The organism is Ornithinimicrobium carbonis (genome assembly GCF_050703245.1).
Lineage (GTDB): Bacteria > Actinomycetota > Actinomycetes > Actinomycetales > Dermatophilaceae > Ornithinicoccus.
In genome coordinates, this window is sequence record NZ_CP192647.1 from 2228375 (window position 1) to 2248382 (window position 20008).

At 71.0% G+C, this 20008-nt stretch carries 22 protein-coding genes, 1 tRNA gene and 1 pseudogene; 5 read left to right on the plus strand and 19 right to left on the minus strand.

Annotated elements, in window-relative coordinates; all coding sequences use genetic code 11:
* Positions 1 to 419: 419 nt before the first annotated feature.
* The 9 genes from ACQ95T_RS11160 to ACQ95T_RS11200 all read right to left on the minus strand — a co-directional run bounded on the left by ACQ95T_RS11160 (position 420) and on the right by ACQ95T_RS11200 (position 7147).
* Positions 420 to 3062: a LysM peptidoglycan-binding domain-containing protein gene (locus ACQ95T_RS11160; protein ID WP_431472929.1), complete on the minus strand. Its 2643-nt coding sequence runs from the start codon at positions 3060 to 3062 to the stop codon at positions 420 to 422.
* Positions 2945 to 3775, minus strand: coding sequence for a LysM peptidoglycan-binding domain-containing protein (locus ACQ95T_RS11165; protein WP_431472930.1), 831 nt, complete (start codon positions 3773 to 3775; stop codon positions 2945 to 2947). Before ACQ95T_RS11165 ends, ACQ95T_RS11160 begins: the two co-directional genes overlap by 118 nt.
* A complete protein-coding gene (locus ACQ95T_RS11170) occupies positions 3772 to 4218 on the minus strand; it encodes a pilus assembly protein (protein ID WP_425943467.1) in 447 nt (148 codons plus the stop codon). The genes ACQ95T_RS11165 and ACQ95T_RS11170 overlap by 4 nt, the downstream gene beginning before the upstream one ends.
* A gap of 7 nt (positions 4219 to 4225) precedes the next feature.
* Entirely contained in the window at positions 4226 to 4666 is a 441-nt protein-coding gene (locus tag ACQ95T_RS11175; RefSeq protein ID WP_425943468.1) for a TadE/TadG family type IV pilus assembly protein, read from the minus strand.
* Entirely contained in the window at positions 4663 to 4845 is a 183-nt protein-coding gene (locus tag ACQ95T_RS11180; RefSeq protein ID WP_425943469.1) for a hypothetical protein, read from the minus strand. Before ACQ95T_RS11180 ends, ACQ95T_RS11175 begins: the two co-directional genes overlap by 4 nt.
* Positions 4817 to 5245 carry a hypothetical protein gene (locus ACQ95T_RS11185; protein WP_425943470.1) on the minus strand — a complete coding sequence of 143 codons (429 nt, stop codon included), beginning with the start codon at positions 5243 to 5245 and terminating at the stop codon, positions 4817 to 4819. Before ACQ95T_RS11185 ends, ACQ95T_RS11180 begins: the two co-directional genes overlap by 29 nt.
* Before the next feature lie 330 nt (positions 5246 to 5575).
* A complete protein-coding gene (locus ACQ95T_RS11190) occupies positions 5576 to 5944 on the minus strand; it encodes a TadE/TadG family type IV pilus assembly protein (RefSeq protein ID WP_431472931.1) in 369 nt (122 codons plus the stop codon).
* Positions 5944 to 6144 carry a hypothetical protein gene (locus ACQ95T_RS11195; RefSeq protein WP_425943472.1) on the minus strand — a complete coding sequence of 67 codons (201 nt, stop codon included), beginning with the start codon at positions 6142 to 6144 and terminating at the stop codon, positions 5944 to 5946. Before ACQ95T_RS11195 ends, ACQ95T_RS11190 begins: the two co-directional genes overlap by 1 nt.
* Positions 6145 to 6226: 82 nt before the next feature.
* The gene (locus tag ACQ95T_RS11200; RefSeq protein WP_425943473.1) at positions 6227 to 7147 is read right to left on the minus strand and encodes a type II secretion system F family protein; all 921 of its coding nucleotides are present in this window, start codon (positions 7145 to 7147) and stop codon (positions 6227 to 6229) included.
* Positions 7148 to 7341: 194 nt separating this feature from the next.
* On the opposite strand from ACQ95T_RS11200, the gene ACQ95T_RS11205 reads away from it, so the two are divergent.
* From ACQ95T_RS11205 to ACQ95T_RS11215, 3 genes are all read left to right on the plus strand, one after another.
* Entirely contained in the window at positions 7342 to 8448 is a 1107-nt protein-coding gene (locus ACQ95T_RS11205; protein ID WP_431472932.1) for a tyrosine-type recombinase/integrase, read from the plus strand.
* 4 nt (positions 8449 to 8452) lie between these two features.
* On the plus strand, positions 8453 to 8770 hold the full coding sequence (locus ACQ95T_RS11210; RefSeq protein ID WP_425943475.1) for a helix-turn-helix domain-containing protein: 318 nt from the start codon (positions 8453 to 8455) through the stop codon (positions 8768 to 8770).
* A 331-nt stretch (positions 8771 to 9101) separates the two neighbouring features.
* The gene (locus ACQ95T_RS11215; RefSeq protein WP_431472933.1) at positions 9102 to 10550 is read left to right on the plus strand and encodes a hypothetical protein; all 1449 of its coding nucleotides are present in this window, start codon (positions 9102 to 9104) and stop codon (positions 10548 to 10550) included.
* Between the two features lie 5 nt (positions 10551 to 10555).
* Here the strand turns inward: ACQ95T_RS11215 and ACQ95T_RS11220 are convergent, their stop codons facing one another.
* From ACQ95T_RS11220 to ACQ95T_RS11255, 8 genes are all read right to left on the minus strand, one after another.
* Positions 10556 to 11044, minus strand: a complete 489-nt coding sequence (locus ACQ95T_RS11220; RefSeq protein ID WP_431472934.1) for a type II secretion system F family protein — start codon at positions 11042 to 11044, stop codon at positions 10556 to 10558.
* Entirely contained in the window at positions 11041 to 11451 is a 411-nt protein-coding gene (locus tag ACQ95T_RS11225) for a hypothetical protein (RefSeq protein WP_431472935.1), read from the minus strand. Before ACQ95T_RS11225 ends, ACQ95T_RS11220 begins: the two co-directional genes overlap by 4 nt.
* Positions 11448 to 13073 carry a CpaF family protein gene (locus tag ACQ95T_RS11230; RefSeq protein ID WP_425943478.1) on the minus strand — a complete coding sequence of 542 codons (1626 nt, stop codon included), beginning with the start codon at positions 13071 to 13073 and terminating at the stop codon, positions 11448 to 11450. The genes ACQ95T_RS11225 and ACQ95T_RS11230 overlap by 4 nt, the downstream gene beginning before the upstream one ends.
* The gene (locus ACQ95T_RS11235; RefSeq protein WP_431472936.1) at positions 13070 to 13630 is read right to left on the minus strand and encodes a hypothetical protein; all 561 of its coding nucleotides are present in this window, start codon (positions 13628 to 13630) and stop codon (positions 13070 to 13072) included. Before ACQ95T_RS11235 ends, ACQ95T_RS11230 begins: the two co-directional genes overlap by 4 nt.
* Before the next feature lie 2 nt (positions 13631 to 13632).
* Positions 13633 to 13863 (minus strand): ParA family protein, encoded by a 231-nt coding sequence (locus ACQ95T_RS11240; protein ID WP_431472937.1) that lies wholly within the window; start codon positions 13861 to 13863, stop codon positions 13633 to 13635.
* A 1-nt stretch (position 13864) separates the two neighbouring features.
* The gene (locus ACQ95T_RS11245) at positions 13865 to 14575 is read right to left on the minus strand and encodes an SAF domain-containing protein (RefSeq protein ID WP_425943480.1); all 711 of its coding nucleotides are present in this window, start codon (positions 14573 to 14575) and stop codon (positions 13865 to 13867) included.
* 78 nt (positions 14576 to 14653) lie between these two features.
* Positions 14654 to 15322, minus strand: a complete 669-nt coding sequence (locus tag ACQ95T_RS11250; protein ID WP_431472938.1) for a hypothetical protein — start codon at positions 15320 to 15322, stop codon at positions 14654 to 14656.
* 251 nt (positions 15323 to 15573) lie between these two features.
* Positions 15574 to 16242, minus strand: coding sequence for a hypothetical protein (locus ACQ95T_RS11255; RefSeq protein WP_431472939.1), 669 nt, complete (start codon positions 16240 to 16242; stop codon positions 15574 to 15576).
* A 523-nt stretch (positions 16243 to 16765) separates the two neighbouring features.
* Here ACQ95T_RS11255 and ACQ95T_RS11260 point away from each other — a divergent pair.
* A pseudogene (locus tag ACQ95T_RS11260) lies at positions 16766 to 17662 on the plus strand (recombinase family protein); the annotation flags it as partial.
* Positions 17663 to 17956: 294 nt separating this feature from the next.
* On the plus strand, positions 17957 to 18412 hold the full coding sequence (locus ACQ95T_RS11265) for a hypothetical protein (protein ID WP_425943740.1): 456 nt from the start codon (positions 17957 to 17959) through the stop codon (positions 18410 to 18412).
* Here ACQ95T_RS11265 and ACQ95T_RS11270 read toward each other — a convergent pair.
* Positions 18394 to 18477: transfer RNA gene (locus ACQ95T_RS11270), tRNA-Leu, on the minus strand. The genes ACQ95T_RS11265 and ACQ95T_RS11270 overlap by 19 nt on opposite strands.
* Before the next feature lie 74 nt (positions 18478 to 18551).
* Entirely contained in the window at positions 18552 to 19955 is a 1404-nt protein-coding gene (locus ACQ95T_RS11275; protein ID WP_425943483.1) for a DNA polymerase IV, read from the minus strand.
* Positions 19956 to 20008: the final 53 nt, after the last annotated feature.

Below are 20008 nucleotides of genomic sequence, written 5' to 3' on the forward strand. Positions count from 1 at the left end.
CAGCGAGTGCATCCCTGTTCGGGTGTCCGATAAGACCCGCCCGAGAAAAAGCCCGGTCAAGGGGTGCTGAGTGGGACACGGCCGAGGAGGTCCAGACCGGGGTGCGAGGTGACCGCCGGGCGTGTACGCGTCCTGTCGGCCGCCAACGGTTCGCTCTGTGACCGACGCTCCACCAACGGTATAGACATCCCCATGAGTGCATGGGTATGCCATCCAACAAGAGCGCGCACATCGGCGGTACAGCGATGTATCGCACCTTGGCGTGTGGGGAACACCGACATATCCAGGATGAGTGCGCGCTCGTCGGCGGACTCGCGACGTCACGAGCATCGGGGCCCTGACATGTCACTGCCGTTGAGACGCCGCCCCGCGCACGTTGTCGTCACTGAGGTGGGTTCCCCCCCCCGGGTAGACACTCGTCAGACGGCTTCCTTGCGGTCCTCCAGCCAGGCGTGGCGGTCGAGGATCCGTTGGGTGCGTTCGGGCAGGTCGGCCGGTGGGAGGTCGGGGTCGTCGGTGCGGTTGCAGATGTCGGTCTGCAGCAGGCGGACCGCTTCGGCCGTGTTGCCCTCCCGTGCGGTGACGACGGCCAGGTCGAGCGTGGGGATCTCCTCGTTCGGGGCGGCGAGGAAGGCGATCTCCGCTGCTGCGCGAGCCCCGGCCAGGTCGCCGGTCTGCAGGTCATGGGTGGCGACGATGTGGGCGACGTCGACCACGGCGCAGGTCATGTGGTGGTCGAGGCGGTCCCCTTCGAACAGCCAGGCCCAGCCTCCGCGGCGAAGCTGGTCGAAGGGGCGTCCTTGGACCAGGCGCAGCGCAGCTTTGAGGTCCTGAATGCCTTCGGTGCCGCCGCGGGCGGTGGCGCGGGTGCGGAGCCGGCGGAAGAGGTCGACGTCGACCAGCAGGCCGAGCACCTGGTAGACGTTCACGCCACGTTCGCGGCTGGCGGGGGTGTCCTGGGCGTGCGGGATGTGCAGCTCGCCGGTGGCCGGGTCGGTGCCGAGCCAGTCCCGGCAGCGGCCGATGTAGTCGCGGGTCTTGGTCTCGGTGATCCCGAACGCCTCTGCCGTCTGTGCGGTGGTGACCCCTCCTGGGTGCAGCGCCAGGTAGGCCAGCAGCTCGGTCAGGTACGCCTTGCGCTCGGCCAACGGTTTGCCCCACGTCTTGGCCTTGACCGGGCCCAGCAGGGTGAGCCGGGGGACGCGGGCGGCCGGGTCCCACCACGCGGCCAGGTCGGCATCCAGGGTGGGGTCAGCTTCGACCACCTGTCGGGCGACGTCGGGCTCCACCCGGGGGGCCAGCGTCGAGAGGTCTTCTGCGGTGGTGGCCGCCTCCTGCTCGTAGAGCTCGTCGTCCTGTGGCAGGAGCGTCGCCAGGTCCTGGTCGACGGTCGCGTCCCGCCCGGCGGTGTGCTCGGACCGGATAGCACCGGCCTGGTCGGCCCAGCCCCGCCAGTCCTCCTGGTGCTCGTCGCTGTCGAGGGTGGCTGCCGGCATCGGCACGTCCGGTTCGGTGTCGGCGTGGGCCAGCAGCGCCGCGCACCCGGCCGCCTCGTCGGCGGTCAGGCCCACACCGAGCAGGTCCAGGCCTGCGGCGGGGATACGGACCCGCCCGTCGGCGGTGGCTTCGATGTGCATCGCGGTATCGGTAGGGGCACCGCTGCGGACGACCAGGCAGGCGCCCGTGCTCCCGGCGTGCTGGGCCAGCAGCTGGCGCAGCTGGTCGGTGGCCGCAGGCGCCGCACCGTCGGTGGCGAGCAGGACCAGCCGGGCCGGCCAGGTGTCCTCACCGTCCTGGCGCACCCGGGCGGTGGGCACGCCCTGCTCCCCCACCCGGTCGATCACCCCGACGACCTCGGCGAGGAGGTCCTCGAGCGCGCCGGCGTCCGCGACGCGCACCCGGGCCGGGTTCATCGGGGCCACCTCGGAGGCGATACCGACGCAGTCGAGCCTCACACCGGCCGACCACGGGTTCACCGCGACCTCCGCAGCCAGGTAGCGGGTCAGGTCGTCCACGTACTCGGCCTGCCCGGTCAGGGCCACCTCCAGGTCCTCCAGGTTCAGCATCCACGCCGACCCGTCGTCCCCGGCCCCGATGGAGACCAGCAGCGGGAACGGTGCAGGAGCATCCTCACTCCAGGGCCCGATCTGTTCCACCGGTGTGCCGGCGGGCAGGAACCAGTGCTGCCCGTCCCCGGTGTCCTGCCACGGGGCGTCCAGGTCGGCCGGTTGCCACAGGTGCAGCCACAGGCCGTCACCGGCCAGCTGCACGGCCGCCACGGCCGGGACGGGGGCCCCGGTCGCGGCGCACGTCCCACCGAGGCGGCGCAGGGCCTGGTCCACCTGTTCCAGGGTGGGAGCCGCAGACCGGCCGCGGGTCTGGATCGTCTTCTCCACGGGGATCAGGACCGGGTCCGGCGGGGCGAGGGCACGCCCTGGGCGGCGGGTCCGGAACCGGGACCGGCGGCGCAAGGTCAGCGCGAGGAACAGCGCACCTCCCAGCAGGGCCCCGGACCCGACGATGCCCTCCAGCAACCACGCCGCAGGGGTGTCCTCCTCACCGTCTCCGGCAGCGTCCCTTCCGTCCAGGGCAACGTCCCCATCCGCACCCCTGCCGTTCCCGGCAGCGTCCCCTCCGACGCCGCGACCGGCGTCTCCACCGGTGTCGGGTCCGGCCTGCGCGGCGCTGTCGACGATGGAGGTGGCGCCCGCGGCGGCACCCAGGGTGATGCCCGACCGGGCGGACGCGCCACCTGCCGGGCTCGCCTCGGCGGGCTGCTCCGGCTCGCCTGCGTCGGGGGTGTCTGGCTGCGCCCCCAGTGCGGTGCCGACGTCCGCGGCAGTCCGCGCATCCGCGGTGGTCGGCGCCGGCCGTTCCTGGTCCTGGCCCCCGGCCGAGTCGGGCAGGCCCAGGCGCCAGCCGGGATAGATCAGGTCGGGGTCGCTCAGGCGTCGCCCGTCCGGCTGGACGGTGCCGGTGGAGGCCTCGTAGATCTCTGGCCACCGGTCGGCCTGCCCCAGGTGCTCGGCAGCCAGGCCGCTGAGGGTGTCACCGGTCTGCACCACCACCTCCTGGTCCTGGCCGGCCTGCTCGCCGGTGCCGGTCCGGCCTCGGTCGCCGGGAGGTGCAGCACCATGCCGGGGGTGACCCAGTCGGCACCACCGGCCAGGCGCTCGGGGTTGAGGTCGACGATGCGGTGGTAGTCGTGCCCGGACCCCAGGTGCTGGGCAGCGATGGACCACAGGGTGTCCCCAGGGCGCACCACGTAGGAGTGCGTGGGCTCCTGCTCGGTGGTGGCTGCAGGGACCGGGGTGACCGGGGCGGGGGCCGTGTGTGCCTCGGTTGTCACCGGGGCAGAGGCCGTCACCGCCGGCGCACTGACCGGGGCGGGTGCCGCCGTGGCCGCCGGAACGGTTCCGCCGGGGGCGGCGATGAACAGGGCCAGCGCGGCCACGACCAGGGGTCGCATGCCGGACTGGGGCAGGGACAGGGCAGGCAGCTTCGGAGGCCGGACGCCGCGCAGCGCCGAGACGGCCTCGACGAGGATGCTGAGGGTCAGTGCGGCCCAGACCACCCAGCCGAGCAGCTTGGCCCCGGTCAGGGCCAGGGTGCCGTCGTCAGGGGTCAGCAGGGCGGCGCGGACCTGCTCCAGGCTGGGGAGGGTCTGCGGCAGCGGGTTCCCGCCCAGGGCCAGCAGCAGGGCAGGCAGGCCCACCAGGATGCCGGCCAGGACGACCAGTGCGCCCAGGCCGAGAAGGCGTCGACGGACTCTCATTGCTCCACTCCTCCCACGGACCGGGTGATCCGTGCCTGCGCCGTGCCGGTGGCACTCAGGCTGGGCACGCCGATGATCGACAGGAACTTGGTCGGGTAGACCGAGGTGACGTCGACGCTGATGCTGGCCGGGCCGGTCACGGACGCCGAACCGGTGACTCCGGCGCTGGCCAGGTACGCCTGCGCGGCCGCCGCTGCCTGGCCGGGGTCGGCCACCGCCCCCAGGCCGCGGACCCCGGTGGGCGTCTGCAGCTGCTGGCCCCCGACGCGGGCGGCCTCACGGGCGGTGGCGCGGGCCTCCTGCATGGCGTGCAGGTGCCCGGAGACGTCCACCGCCAGCCCGACCATGATCAGGAACGAGGCCGCGAGAACGATGACGAACACCCCCACCGACCCGCGCTCGGTACGCTCCCGCAGGGACTTGCTCACCGTGCCCGTGGTCATCGCGGTCTTACCCCTGCCTCGAGCGGTAGGTGTCGATCGGGGAGGACATGGTGGCCTCCAGGGTGCGGTTGCCGGGGATGCCGGGGAACGCCAGGTCGGACATGTCGACCTGGCACGACACGGTCGCGGTGACCAGCCCGGGTGTGCCGGGGTCCTGCGCGAAGGCGCTGGTGTCCACCGACACCGACCGGGTGACGCAGCGCACGTCCTGGTTGGCCAACGACGCCGACGCTGCCCCGGTCGCAGAACCGGACGCCTCCCCGGCCGACCGGGCGATCGAGGCGGCCCGGGCCGCCTCGGCGGCCGCGGCCTGGACGGACTGCTGGGCCAGGGCGTACCGGCCGGCGAAGAGCACCGCCAGGACGAAGAACAGCAGGACCGGCCCCAGGATCACCATCTCCACCGACACCGATCCGCGGTCGAACCCGGCCCGGCGCGTCCGGATCACGTCCCTAACCCCATCAGTTCCGGCACAGCAGTGAGCTCCACCGCCTGATGAGCGATCGCGAGCTGGAGCCGGCCAACGACCGTCAGCAAGGCCACGTAGAGCATGACGGCGGGAATGCCGATCGCAGCCACCACGGCTTCTGTACTCTGCTCACGGGCGGTGCGGTTCCGCACGCTCATCACATCCACCCTCTTCCCGGGTGCTTGCGCGCAGGGCCGCTTCGCGCCGGGTGTGCTCCCACCGCTCGACGTCCTCAGGGGTGCCTTCCCACGTGGGCGCCATCTTGTTCCAGGCTTCCACGATCCTCTCCCACCGCTCGAAGTTCTCACGTCCCGGATCGTGGGGATTCCATGTGGGCTCCATCTCGACCACCCACGCGTCCCGAAGTCGGACTGCGCGCTCTTCGGCGACGAGGTCATAGGAACCACGCCCGTGGCGGCGGTCCCACCACCAACGGCGCAGCCACCACCGCAGCTCCGCGGACACGCCGGTCTGGTGAGCAGTCATGCACAGCCCGAAGAGGGCCAGGCAGAAGACCAGACCAAACACGATGTACCCGAAGACGTCCCAATCGCTCATCACTCGGATCCTCCCGGGACTGGTCTCCTCGACACGGTGGCGAGGTGTGTGGGCATCCCGTTCATGCCCCTGAGACCGGTCGTTCCGCCACCGACCTGCGCCCTGCTGCGACCGTCACTCCTGCTCACCGTGCCCGCGTGCGGTCGACCCCGGACAACGCCGCGGAGGCCCGGGCAGCTGCCAGTTGGCGAACCCAGGCTCGGTCGCATACCCACCCTCACCGTCCACCCCCGAAGTGCCCGGCGTACAAGCCTTCCGAGATCCCGAACCCACGAGAGGTTCCGGTGATCCTCTCGGTCGGGAAGCTGGCCGACTGGGCCACCGACGGGTTCAGGAAAGGGACCAGGCTCTGCGCCTGCCGGTGACGGTCACGGTCGCGGTCGTGGCCGACCGTGACCCGGTGACGGCTGGGTTGATCACGACGCCGCTGCCGGCGTCGGCGATGAACGAGGTGGCTGCGGAGATCCCGGCGCCGGCCGAGGAGCTCTCGGCGGCGGCGACACGGGCCCCCTCGGTGGCCGCGCCCAGGGCGACCGCGCGGGCGTGGAACCACAGTCCGCCCTGCACCATGCCGAACAGCAGCAGGAAGACCAGCGGCAGTAGGACGACGACCTCCACCGAGCTCGAACCACGGTCCCGGGGCGTGGCACGCAGAACACGCGCCGCCCCCCGGGGCCAAGGTGCGAGCCTGGGGGTCATCAGCTCAGGCCACCCAGCTTGCCGGTGGCCCAGGCGGTCAGCAGGCCGACGATGACGGTGGCCAGGGCGAACAGGCCCAGGGCGATGACGACGGTCTCCACCGAGATCGATCCCCGCTCACCGCGGGCGATGATCTCCTGTCGCAGCCGCTGCGGGTAGGTCGCGACCTGGGCGCTGTAGTGATACGTGGACTTCTTCATGGGTTCTCCCCTTCATTGGTGGTGTGGATGGTTGAGATCGGGGTGGTCGTGATGGCTGGGATGCGCGGTGGGCTCGTGTCGGTCAGCTCCCCACCATGCGCAGGAGCTGGGGGGTGATGAGGATGAGCAGGAAGATCATCCCGAGCAGGGTCATCGGCAGGGTCATGCGTTCGCTGACCTCGTTGGCGCGGGTCGTCTGGGCGGACAGGATCGCTGACCGCATGCTGGCTGCCCGGGCCTTCAGCTGGGGGTAGACCCGTCCGCCGTCCTCCCCGGACAGGCGCATGATGTCGGCGAGCTCGTGCAGGTCGGGCATGTCGATCTCGTTGCCCAGGTGCCGCAGCGCGTCCCAGGGGGTGATCCCCGACCAGCGGGTGCGGGCCAGCTCCTCCCGCATCCGGCGGAACACCCAGGAGTCCCCGACCGCGGCCGCGGCCTCCATCGACTGCCGCGGGCCGGATCCGGAGGTCATCTCCAGGGCGACCAGGTCGACGAACGCGCCCAGGGAGCGGGCGAACTCGACCCGGGCGTCGCGGGCGTCGCTGGCCACGTTGTAGGTCGGGACGAACCACAGCACCACGGTCAGCACGAGGGTGGCCAGGACCGGGACGTACACCGGGATGGAGAAGGAGAACATGGCCGCGGCGGACAGGAGGGGGCCGGCGACCAGGCCGATGAAGGCGTAGAGGATCTTCTCGCCGTAGAACCGCGCCGGGGTCATCCCCAGCACGGCCAGGTCGGCCGGTGCCACCTTGCCCCACAGGTTGGCCGGCAGGTGCCGGGCACCCCAGGCACCGAGCACGTCGCGGATGTCGTCGCTGCCCTTGACTCGCGGTTGGGTGAGCGCCCGGGCGGCGTTCTGGGCCTCCCGGGCACCGGCCGGGGAGAGCCGGGCCAGCGCCTGCCCCAGGTCGGGATGGGACGGGACCAGCTGGAACAGCACCAGGGCCAGCCCGGCGCCGACGAGCCCGCCGGCGGCCAGCAGCAGCTGCAGGACGGTCATGCCGCACGCTCCCGCACGGAGGTTGTTTCAGTTCCATCCAGTTCGTTGCAGGGCTGTTTGTCCTGACAGCACTGTGACCTGCGTCTTCCGGGACCAGCAGGGACCATGCCGGACAGTGAGCACCTATCACGATTCGTGAAGGAGGTGCTAGGTTGCTGACAGAGATTCCTGCTTCGTGAAGCGGTGGTGGTGTGATGTCCCTTGCTGTGGTCCGGTCGGTGGACTCCGCCCGCAGTCGGCGTGAGGGCGTGGACGTCGAGGAGTTCGAGCAGGAGCTGATCGATCAGTACTCCCTGGCGCTGGGCGCGGTGGGCATCAACGACAAGACCGCGGCGGCCGACCGGTCGGTGATCTTCGAGTTCGCGCACTTCCTCGGGCGCCCGTTGTGGACCGCGCAGGCCGAGGACGCGGACAGGTACCTGCGGACGGCCCGGCGCGAACGCGAACTGGCCCGGTCCACGGTCGCGGGCAAGGCGGCGGCGCTGGCGAAGTTCTACGACTTCCTGCTGCGTCGCTACCAGGGCGACATCCATGCGTTGTTCGACGTGGTCATCACCCAGCCGATGGATGAGTTCAACCGGCCACGGTCGGTCGCTGCCGCGACCGCGGCCCGCATCCCACCACGTCCTGAGGAGGTCGACGCCCTCTTCGACGGTTGGCGTCAGTCGCTGCCGGGAGCCCGTAAGTACCTGCCCGCGGCACGGGACTACCTGGCGGCGTCGCTGTGGCGACGGGTCGGGCTGCGGATCAACGAGACCGTGATGCTCGACGTCGGGGACTGGCACCCCGAGCTTGGGACCCGGGGCAAGCTGCACGTGCGCCACGGCAAGGGCAGCCGCGGTCGGGGCGCGAAGGTCCGCATCGTGCCCGCCATCGACGAGGTGGACGCGTTGCTGGAGTGGTGGCTGACCGACGTGCGCCACCAGTTCGGCGACGACTACGACTCCCCCGACGCGCCGCTGCTGCCCAGCGAACGGCGCGACGCCATGACCGGGCACTGCACCCGCATCGGGACCGACGCGCTGCGCACCGGCCTCGGTCAGGCGGTCGGCGTCTGGCTGCCCGGCTGGTCCGGCAGGCTCACCCCGCACGTGCTGCGGCACTACTGCGCCTCCCACCTCTACGAGCAGGGCCTGACGCTCAAAGCGATCCAGGAGCTGCTGGGGCACAGCTGGCTGTCGACGACCACGCAGTACGTGCACGTGCACTCCACCCACATCGAGACCTGCTGGGCCGCCGCGAACGAGCGGGCCCTGCAACGCCTGGGAGCAGCAGGTCCGGGCACCCCTGAGGAGGTATGAGGCGATGCGTTGGAACATGCGGATGAAGGCCGCCGAGGCCGGGATCTGGAAGTCGACCGAGCTGCGCCGCAGGCTGGCCGAGGCAGGCCTGGAGATCAGCGCCGGGAAGATGTCGGGCCTGTGGGCCGGCACACCGACGACCATCCGCTTGGATGACCTGGACGTGATCTGCTTCGTGCTCGGGTGCACACCCACCGACCTGCTGATCTGCGAGCCTGAGGCCGTGGCCGCCCGCCGGCCCGCTGAACAGGCGACCGCGTCCTCGCCTCGTCCCAGACGTCCGGTGACGACAGGGCGCACCCGGAGCACGCCGCCGGCGTGAACGCGCCCCGGATGTGCCAGGGCTGCGCGCAACGGCCCGAGGCATACCAGGCCCGTGGCTGGTGCTACCAGTGCAAACCAGGGACCAAGGGCCGGCCCCTGCCGTGCCGTCGCTGCGGGACGAGCGGGGACTACTGGGCCGCCGGGCTGTGCCGCCGCTGCCACCGGCTCGCACCCCAGCTCCCAGAGGCCTGCCGCGACTGCCTGGCCTGGGGTGCGACCCGGACCCTGCGCTGGCTGTGCGCCGCCTGCGTCAGCTGGCGCCACCGCCACCCCGGCACCGGTGAGTGCATCAGCTGCCACCGTGACCTGACCCTCAACGAGCACCAGGCGTGCCGCTGTGCTGGACCCAGACCCACGACCAGGCCCGGGCCGGGCTGCCTCGCGACGTGCTCGCCGCCAGCCGCGCCGGCCAGCAGCTGTCCTTCGCGAACATGGGCGATCCCCGCAACGGCTACCGGCCCCGGCCCCGGCGCGACTACCGGCGCCCCACCGACCAGGTACGCCCACCAGCCCCGGTGTCCGAACGCGAGGAACCCCTCGCACCTGAGGACCTGCCCGCCCCGGGCCCGGACCAGCTGGACCTGTTCGAGCGCGACCCCGTCACCGAGTCCGCGCGGCGCTTCGGGTTCGGTGACCCGCCCAGCAACCGGTTCGCCGCGCAGCTCGACCACCACGCCCTCGACCACGCCGCACGCCACGGCTGGTCCTCCCGTCAGACCCGCCGCACCCGGATCACGCTGCGGGTCTTGCAGGCCCGACACCGCATCCAGGCGCCCCCCGTCAGCGCCAGCCAGCTGCTCGAGCTGAGGGCCTACGGCCTGCCCACCAGGCTCGCGCTGACCATGCTGGCCGACCACGGGCTCCTGCTGCAGGACCGTCCCCCACCCCTGCACGCCTGGTTCGCCCGTCAGCTGGCGGGACTGCCCGAGCCCATGGCCAGCGAGCTGAGGACCTGGTTCGACGTCCTGCACCGCGGCAGCACCACGCCGCCGCGCAGCCGGCCCCGCCACGACGTCACCATCAGGACCAGGACGCAGTGGGCGATGCCGACCCTGCGCGCCTGGGCCGCCGCCGGACACCGCTCGCTGCGCGAGATCACCCGCGAGGACGTCCTGGCCGTGCTGCCCGCCGAAGGCTCCGCCCGGGTCAAGCTCGGCGTCGCGCTGCGCTCGATCTTCACCACGCTCAAAGGACACCGGGTGCTGTTCCTCAACCCGATGGCACGCATGCGGATCGGCAACCTCGAACGGCGCGTCCCGATGCCGATCGACACCGAACCCATCCGAGCCGTGTTCGACTCCCCCGACCCGGCCACGGCCGCGATCACCGGCCTCATCGCCGTCCACGGCCTGAGACCCCGAGAGGTCTGCGCCCTGCTCCTGGTCGACATCCTCGACAGCCGCGTCATGCTGCCCGACCGGACCATCCTGCTCGCACCCGCGACCCAGGCCCGGCTCACGGCCTGGCTCACCTACCGGCACCACCGCTGGCCAGGCAGCATCAACCCGCACTTCCTGATCCACACCAAGTCGGCGACCACCCTGGAACAGGTCCGCGTCCCCTGGCTCACAGCCAAGCTCGGCATGTCCGCCAGCTCCCTGCGCCGCGACCGGATCCTGGCCGAGGTCCACGCCGGCGGCGACGCGCGTCGCCTCTGCGACTTCTTCGGCGTCACCATCTCCACCGCCGAGCACTACGCCAGCACCCTCAACCACCCCGACCTCGACGACTCGCCCACCGACGCACCCGCCAGTTCGTCGAACCGCAGCCCCCGCTGAGCACCTCACGACCACCCCACCCCCCAGTTCCCGCCAGAACGGCCTTCGGTTTTCTCGAACTGACGGGGATCGCCGATGAAGCGCGGCATGGCCTTGCCGCGGGCCATCGTGCGCAGCCAGATCAGCATCCCGACGTACATGGCCAGGAAGGATCCGAGCAGCACCTGCCCGATGGGGGTCCCGTAGGGGGCGATGTAGTTCCCGGACAGGGACAGGAAGACCAGCACCGACAGCGTGATGCCGGTGATCAGGCGCGCGTTGGACCGTGGCTTGGCCCGGTCGGACTCGATCTCGCGCCGGGCTCGCACGTCCTCACCCACGGACTGCGCGAGCGCACCCAGCACGGTGGCCAGGCCGCCGCCTCGGCGGCGGGCCCCCAGGGCCAGGTTGGCGGCGATCAGGTCCCCGGTCGGGTCGTCCAGGTCGTCGGCGAAGGCCCGCAGCGCGTCCTCGGTGGCCCACCGGGCCCGCAGCCGGCCTGCCAGGCGGGTCACCTCCGGTTTGATCGGCTCCGGGGTGGAACGCAGGGACCGCAGCAGCGCCTGCTCCAGCCGACCCCTGCCCCCAGGGTGCCGGCCACGGTGCGCACCCACTCCTCCATCGCTTCCAGGCGTTGCACCTCCCGCTGCGCGGGGGGCGCGGCCAGCAGCACCGGGATCCCGGCCAGGGCCAGCGGGGCGACGGCCAGGGCGATCACCCATCCGGTCAGCACCGCCACCAGAGCGCCGGTGCCCAGACCGACGCCTGCCAGCATCCGGGTCCGCGGGCTCAGCCGGGCACGCCGGGTGCTGGCCCGCCGTGGCCGGGCCGGGGGGACCGGCCGGGCCGCCAGCCCGGCTCCCAGAGCGAGCAGGCCACCGGCGACCAGGGCGCCGGCGACAGCGACGAGCAGGGTGCTCATGCCCCGGTCCCTTCCTGCTCCTGGGCGAACGCAGCAAGGTCGAAGCCGAACCGGGCCAGGTCCCGGTAGTCGTCGGGCAGGACGTGCGGACGGGCGACCGTGGACCCGGGGTCGGCCCTGAACACGTGCGTGACCGCGTACCCGGTCTGCTCCTCCCCCAGCGCGACGGCGATGATCTCGGAGACGAACCTGGACACCTGCGCCGTGCCGTCGTCGGCCGGCTGAGTCTCCTTGGTGACGTGGACGACGACGTCGACACCGGAGGCGACCGCCCGCAGGGCGAAGTCGTGGGTCGCGTGCTGCCCGGACTCCATGACGCAGGTCACCAGCTTCTCCACCGCCCCGACCGCGTGGGCCGCGTGCGTGGTGGAGATGGACCCCGACCCCGACTGCATGGCCTTGAGCATCGCCGCGGCCTCCGGGCCGCGGACCTCACCGACGATCTGCCGGTTCAGGTTCATCCGGAAGCTGCCGTGCAGCGCCTGGTCCAGCGTGTACTCCCCCGCCCGCGACCCGTCCGGGCCGACCTCACCCGACCCGGGCCGGGCCTCCCACGCGAACACGTACGGGTGCCGCTCGGGCATCTGGTGCAGGTGCAGCTCGTGCTCGGTCTCGAAAGTGCCGATGACCTCATACCGGGGGATCTCGTTGCACAACGCCCGCACCATCGTCGTCTTGCCCGCACCCTGAGCACCGGAGACCACCACCGACCGGCCCGAGCGGACCACCGCGGCCAGGAACGACGCAGCGACCGAAGTCAACGCGCCCAGGTCGACCAGGTCCTGCAGGGACACCTGGGTCAACCGGTGACGGCGGATCACCACCTGCGGCCGCGGCGTCACCCACGCCTGCGCCGCCAGCCGGGCACCACCGTCCAGGCGCAGGTGCAGCTCGGGGTGGGACGCGGAGAACGGACGGGCGTTCACCTCCGAACGGGAGGCCACGAAGGACAGGAAGTCCACCAACTCCTGGTCGGAGTCAGCCACCGGCGCCGCCATGACCTGCCGGCCCCCGGTGAGCTCCACGGTGACCTGGTCGTGGCCGAAGATCATGATGTTCTCCACCTGCGGGTCATCGACCAGCGGCTGCAACCGGCCCAGACCGAACACCGCATCGAACACCGCCCGAGACAGGGCGTTCTGAACGTCGGCGTCCCAGGCGGCCTCCCCGGCCCGGAGCCGCTCGGTGGCCTCCTGACCCAGCAGCTCGGTGATGATCGCCCGTCCCCGCTCCTGCTGGGCGCCCCGGTCCTCCTCTCCCGTGGGGGTCCCTTCCTGGGACAGGCGGTCCGCGGTCTGCTGCCGCAGGCTGGCCACCAGCTCCCAGTCCAGGGTGTCCTGGGACCAGCCGTGCCGGCCCGCCCGGCCCGCGTCCCTGGTCTGCAGGAGCACGACGTTGTCGCCCCGACCCTGCTCCGGGTGGGAGGCAGCACCAAGTGCCGAGGGGTGGCTGGACTGCTCGCCCGTGCCCTGGGTCAGGGTGAATCCCCCGCGTCGACGGCCACGGGACGACCCAGGGGTGGTGGCGCTTTCCGTGGTGGGCGGGGTGGTGAACAGTGGCAGCCCGGTCGGGTCGCAGCTGGCTGTCCCCTCGGGCTGGACGGCGTAGTTCTCGATGCTCATGCCCGCACCTCGTCCAGGTCGTGGGTGGTGCTCGCGATCCGCTTTCGCGCGGCGTCGTCGAGGTGCCGCAGGCTGGCCACGAGCTTGCTCGAGCCCAGCCGGCGCACCTGGGCGCCGGCGGAGAACGCGGCAGCGGCCTTGGGGTCCCAGGCCAGCGACGTCAGGACCGGGGACCGGCCGCCGCACACCGGGGCCAGGACCTTGCCGACCTCGGCCTCGCTGTAGGGCCGACCGGGGCCGACGATCACCACGCCCAGCGAGGACGCGCCACCGACCTCCTCGAGCTCGGTGTGCAGGGTGGCCAGCCACGACCGCAGGGCCGACAGCGACACCAGGTCGGACCGGCAGACCACCAGGGCCAGGTCCGCCCCGTGCAGCAACGGCGTGGGCGACCCGGCCAGCCCCAGACGCCCCATGTCGACGAGAACGTCCTGCCCCGTGCCCTCCAACGCCTTCAACGCGGCCAGCAACGGCTCCCACAGGCCGACCAGCCCCCGCGCCTGGGCATGCGAGCGGGTACCCGGCAGAAGCCCGACCTGGGAGTCGGGCAGGGACATGGTCAGCGCCGGCAGCGCCGCCCGCAGCCGGCCCTGCTGCTGGGCCGTCCAGGCCTCCAGCAGCGCGTCGGGGGCACCATCTGCCCGCGCAGGTACCCGGCCAGCATGGACGCACCGCCGGTGGGGTCGGCGTCCACCAGCACGGTGGGCCGTCCCCGGGACAGCGCCCACCCCAGGGCGGTCGTGGTCACCCCCGGAGAGCCGGAGGCCGAGGTCAGCGTGATGACCGCCATCTCAGTCGCCCTCGCGGCTGTCCAGCACCAACGCGGCCCGCCCCGCCGAGGCCCACTGCGCGATCTTCGCCGCGTCCTGCTCCGGGACCAGGACCGAGACCACCGTCTGCGGCGACTCCAGCGAGGCGGTCACGCCGACCACCTCGGCCCCGAACACGGTGTCGGCGGACTCGAACGCCGCCGGGTCCCCGGCCTGGCCGGGGGTGGCCACCACCCGCACCCGGTCCCCCACCTGTAACGGTTCCCCAGGCATCAATCCGGATGTCAGCGCCAGACCCACCACGGACTCACCGTCGCCGGGGACGACCTGCTCGGCGGCCGCGTCGGGGGTCAGCAGCGCACCGGCGGACAGGTCGCGGGCGGCGCGCTGGCCGACGAAGGAGTCCAGGTCGCCGGCCGGCACCAGCGCCAGGGCCGGGTCCGGGGTCACCTGGACCGTCATCAGGTCCGCCGCGGTGATCGTCTCCCCCCGCATCACCGTCTCGCGCACCGCCACCGCACTCGTGGCATCGGTGTTGGACAGGTAGACCCATACCGCCAGCAGGGCGCCCATCACCACCAGGCCCAGACCCGCCAGAGCCAGCAGCGGCCGGCGGCGCAGCTTCGGCGGTGCCGCCACCGCGGTCGTCCCCGTCGTGCGTGGCGGGGTACCGGGCGGGATCGAGCCGCCGGTGCCGCCCTGACCGTCGGCCTGGTCGAACTTTTTCGCCATGTGCGTCTCTCCCCGATCTTGCTGGTCGGGGCGCGGTGCTTGCGCTGTCCCGCGGCCGAACCGGTGACGTTTCCTGCGCTACTGGCTCAGCACCTGGGCCTCCCCCATCACGATCTGCCCCTCCTGGACCAGGTCCATCTCGATGGTTCCCGACCGGCCCAGCCCGGCCCAGCTGATGACCCAGTACGAGGTCGCCGAGACCCTGTAGTGCCCCTGCTCGGTGTACCGGTGGCCGCAGTCCGGGCTGTCCATGTCACCGAACCGGTCCTCGTACGGGGTACCCGGGGTCGTGCAGACCACCGTCGTCCCATCCCCCATGTCCCACACGATCCGCTCCACTTCAGCTGTCGCCGTCACCGACCACGGCCCGCTCGTCGCGGTCCTGGTGATCGGCCCCCACGTCGACCCGCCCAGGTCCTGCACCCACATCCACGTCGGCAACCCCACCAGCCCGACCCGCCCCGGCCCCTGCTCGGGCACGATCCCGATCTGGATCGCCCTCAGGTTCATCGACTCCACCGCCGCCCGGGCCAGCTCCTCCGGGTCCGGAGGCGCCCCCCACGGCGGGGACGGTGCCCACCGAGGGATCGTGTCCGCAGGGAACGGGTCGGTCAGGGTCACCCCCCGGGAGCACCAGAAGATCGCCCCATCGGTCCGTCCGCTCCACGCCGGATCGCTCCACGGCGGCTGCGGGTCGGCGTACTTCGTCCAGCACGCCCAGTCATACGACCAGTACCAGTCGTGCACGACGCACGGGACCACACGATCCACCAGCGGGTCAGCACACACCGGCTCCTCACCACCACTGCCATCACCAGGATCCCCAGGGACGCCTCTCGGCGGGGCCGGGTAGTCCGGCGGCGGCGGCGGAACGTAGATGAGGCACTGGCCCGTTATCGGACTGACTTCCCGACACTCTGGCTCGGCCTGGGCCGGCGCACTAGCCAGGGTGGAGACGGTGGATCCCATGATCAGAGTCAGGGTGGACCACAGGATCGCTAGCCGTCGCACGGCTCGTTCCGATTCGTGTCCTCGACGACGTACCAGCCCAACTGGGCCGAGTCGTCACGCTCCAGGACGTAGTCCTGCAGCGTTCGATCCAATCGATCCTCAGTGATGACCGAGTTACCGTCCTCGTCAACCGCTTGGACAGCCGACACGTCTAGACACGCCACCGCCTCTGCTGTCTTCCCGCCGGCGGTGACCTCGAGTGCTTCGACATCCATGGTCCCGCTGAAGCTGAGCTCTTGGGCCTGTGCCGCCATCACCTCGGTGACCCATTTCTCCCGGGCGGCGTCCCGAGAAAACGGATAGATACCTTCGATCGATTCATCGCCGTTGAAGGCGTCGCTCAACGCGACTGTGTAGAGCTGCAGCGTCTCCTCGATGTTGGCCTCGTCCTGCTCCTCTACCGACAACTCCGGCGGCGCGCTCGTGGTCTCCGCGTCGTCACCCGGCGCCTCGGTCGTCGGGTCGGACTCCGAGGGCGAGGGAGTCTCCGTGGTGGGCACCGGTGCAGAGGTGGTCTCCTCAAGGGGCTCATCGCTGCAGGCGTTCAGGACCATGACCGCCGTGAGCCCCAGGACAGCCCCCAGGCCAGCATGCCTTCTCATCATCGCTACCTCCTCGAGGTCCCCATGCGTCCGATCGCAACTCCCGGGGTCCACCAGTTCTCGATTCGAAGGACCGTAGCCCGAACGACTCCGCCCATGCCTGCACGAGCAGGCCAGCCTGTGGACAACTCTTCGCCACCGACGAGTACGCAGGCCCTTCCCCGAACGACGGTATCCGCGTGCAGGTCAGCAGGGGTTCAAGAGTAGGTATGGAGTTGTCCAAGTCTGACGGGTTGCACGTCCTGACATGCTCGCCTAGGTCGCCGTCGTGGGGACTGGCCCCAGCCTTCTGTGCTCTGCGGGTGGACCCGCTACGGGGGTTGAACCCGCATCCGGGTTCCATGGAAGCTTCACCAGCCCTACAGAACCGAGCCGACGACCAACCGTCCCTTCGTCGGACCAGATCCAACACGGTGAGTGACTTGGTTCGGCGGAGCGATCCTGGTGCGGAGCACCTCACCTCGACGCTGCGCGTAGACCTACCATGTGACTACACCTTGCCAAGTACGACTGTCCGGATCCTGGCAGACATCATCGTCGCCACCATGCAGTCGCGGGATCGGCCATCGGAGGTCGCATGATTCGAGTCGCCTTCTACGGCCGCGTGTCCACGGAGGACCAGCAGGACCCAGCTGCTTCGAGAGGGTGGCAACTGCGGAGAGCCAAACAGCTGGTGGAGATGCACGGCGGACAGGTGGTGCAGGAGTTCTTCGATATCGGAACGAGTCGCTCCCTCCCATGGAAGCGCAGACCCGAGGCGAACCGACTGCTAGACCTGCTCAGCCAGCCCGATCGAGGGTTTGAAGCCGTTGTCATCGGTGAACCGCAGCGAGCCTTCTATGGCAACCAGTTCGGACTCACTTTCCCCGTGTTTACCCACTACGGCGTGCAGCTGTGGGTCCCAGAGGTAGGCGGACCCGTCGATCCTGGGTCCGAGGCCCACGACATGGTGATGATGCTGTTCGGGGGGATGTCCAAGGGCGAACGCACTCGCGTGCAGGTTCGAACCAAAGCCGCGATGCAGGACCTGGCCTCCACCACGGACCGATTCTTAGGTGGTCGCCCCCCGTACGGGTATCAGCTCGTAGACGCAGGCCCTCACCCAAATCCGGGCAAAGCAGCCTCCGGTCAGCGAGCACACCGACTCGTCGCTGATCCGGTGACGGCCCCGGTGGTCCAGCTGATATTCAAGCTTTGCGCAGAGGGGCACGGTCTTCGGTCGATCGCCCAAAAGCTGACGGATGCCGGCCATCCGTCGCCCTCTGCTCACGACCCCCGCCGCAACCCCCATCGTGATCCGCGGGGTTGGTCGTACGCGTCAGTCAGGGCGATACTTCAAAACGAGACATACACTGGGGTGAGAGTCTGGGGCAAACAGGAAAAGTTCGAGACACTAATCGACCCAGAGGATGTTGGGGCCGGATACGTGACCCGAATGCGGTGGCGCAACGAAGACACCTGGGTACGGTCGACTAGCGGGACACATCCTGCCCTGATATCAAACGACTTGTTCGCAGCTGCTCGTGGACAGATCGCAAGTCCGACCCCGACCGTGAGTCGCGCGAAACGCACAGAACGTCCCTATCAGTTGCGCGGAGTACTATTCTGCGTCCATTGCGGACGTCGCATGCAGGGCGCCTGGCGATCAAATCGAGATGACCGATCTTCGGGTCGCCTACTTTATCGGTGCACACTGCGGGGGGCACGAACGGTACCTCCCGAACTGCAGGATCACCCGCGCTCTCTTTACGTTCGCGAGGACGCTATCGTGCCGTCACTCGACGCCTGGATTGCCAAGTTGACGAACCCCGAAACCCTTGCTTCGACAGCAGCAGAAGCCCCGGTCGACCAGATGCACGATTCCCTACGGCGTCAGATAGCCGAGCTCGATCGGAAGATCACGGCCTTGGTGGCAGCAGTGGAGACCGGCGGAGATATCGAGGCCCTCACGGCACGACTGCGCGAGCGTTCCCGGGAGAGAGAAGGACTCCTGGCGCAGATGCGTGCGAGATCCGCTCCCAGCCGACCAACACCAGCCCAGATTGAGCATGCGATCCAAGAACTAGGTGGAATCGCCACCATCCTCGCCAAGGCCGAGCCTCTCGAGAAGGCCAAACTGTATCTGTCGCTGGACATTCGGCTCGAGTACGACCACGCGAAGAAGCTGGTCACCGCGACCGCGGGGCAAGCGTGTGTCCAGCAGCGTGTCCGGAGGGGGACTTGAACCCCCACGCCCGTTAAGGGCACTAGCACCTCAAGCTAGCGCGTCTGCCATTCCGCCACCCGGACAGGGTGCCACCCGCCGGAGCGGGCAACGACGGACAAGATTAGCACGGTCGGACCGGTGCTCCGTGCCACTCCGCTCACCGCGCACCGACGTCCTCACCCTCCTCCGCGCGCCAGTCCGGCGGGTCCGCCGGTGACAGCGCGGGGTCGTCGGTCGTGAAAGTCCGGACCGGCCCCGGCGCCGTCCGAGGACCCTCGAACCGGACCGTGACGCGCCCGCGTCCGCTGCCCCACACCCACCCCGGTCCGTGGTGGTCGTGCCGCACGTCCTGACCGGTCCGCCAGCCCTCGGACCCGCCCAGCCGGGTCGCCACCGCGCTCGGGGGACCCGCCGCCTCCGTGGCCACCTCGACCGGTGAGCTCGCGTCGGGCAGGAGCAGGTTCTGGTGCACGGCACCGTCCAGCACGACCAGCTCCTCCTGGGCGTGGTCGGTCAGACCGCTGACCCCCAGGCCGAGCAGCCGGATCCCCCCGGACACGTCCACCCCCGCCAGCAGCCGGCGCCCCTCCCGCAGCACGACCGTCTCGTCCCCGGTGGCGAAGGGCAGGGTGGCCGACCGTGTCTGGGTGCTGAAGTCGTGCTGACGGACCTTCACGGTCACCGTGCGCGCGAACGTCGTGGCGTCCGTCAGCCGGCCGGCCAGCCGGGCCGCCATCCGGGCCAGCTCACCCTCCAGCAGGGGCCGTTCGACGACGTCGGTCTCGAAGGTCTCCTCGACCGAGATGCTCTTGGCCTCCCGTTCCACCACGACGGCCCGGTCGTCCTCGGCGCGTCCGAGGCGGTGCAGCGACTCCCCGTGCGCCGTCCCGAAGATCGCGACGAGGTCGCTGCGGGACACCCTGGCCAGGTCGCCCACCGTCTCGACCCCGAACGTCCGCAGCCGGGCGGCCGTCGCCGGGCCGACCCCGGGCACCGCGCGCACCGGCAGGGGGTGCAGCACCTCCAGCTCCCGCCCGGGCCGGACGACCGTCGTCCCGCCCGGCTTGTCCATCTCGCTCGCCAGCTTGGCCATCATCTTCGAGGTCGCCACGCCCACCGAGGCGGTCAGGCCTCCCGTCGCGGCGGTGATCTCCCCGAGCAGGCGGCCGCACCACTCCTCGACCGCCTCCCCCTCCCAGCCGGGCGGGGCCTCCCCCGCGGCCAGGTCGACGTACGCCTCGTCCACCGACACCTGCTCCACGAGGGGTGAGCGGGAGCGCAGGATCTCCATGACGACCTGGGAGCTGGCGCGGTAGGCGGCGAACCGGGACGAGAGGAATGCGGTGCCCGGCGGGCAGCGCCGGCGGGCCTCCGCCGTCGGCATGGCCGACCGGGCCCCGAAGACCCGCGCCTCGTAGGACGCGGTCGAGACCACGCCGCGGTGCCCGGTCCCCCCGACGATCACCGGTCGCCCGCGCAGGGACGGCTTGTCCCGCTGCTCCACCGCCGCGAAGAACGCGTCGAGGTCCAGGTGCAGGATGCAGCGCCTGGGGTCGGCCATGAGGCCACTGTGCCACGGGCCTCCCGGCCCCACGTGCGACCGCCAGGCGCGCT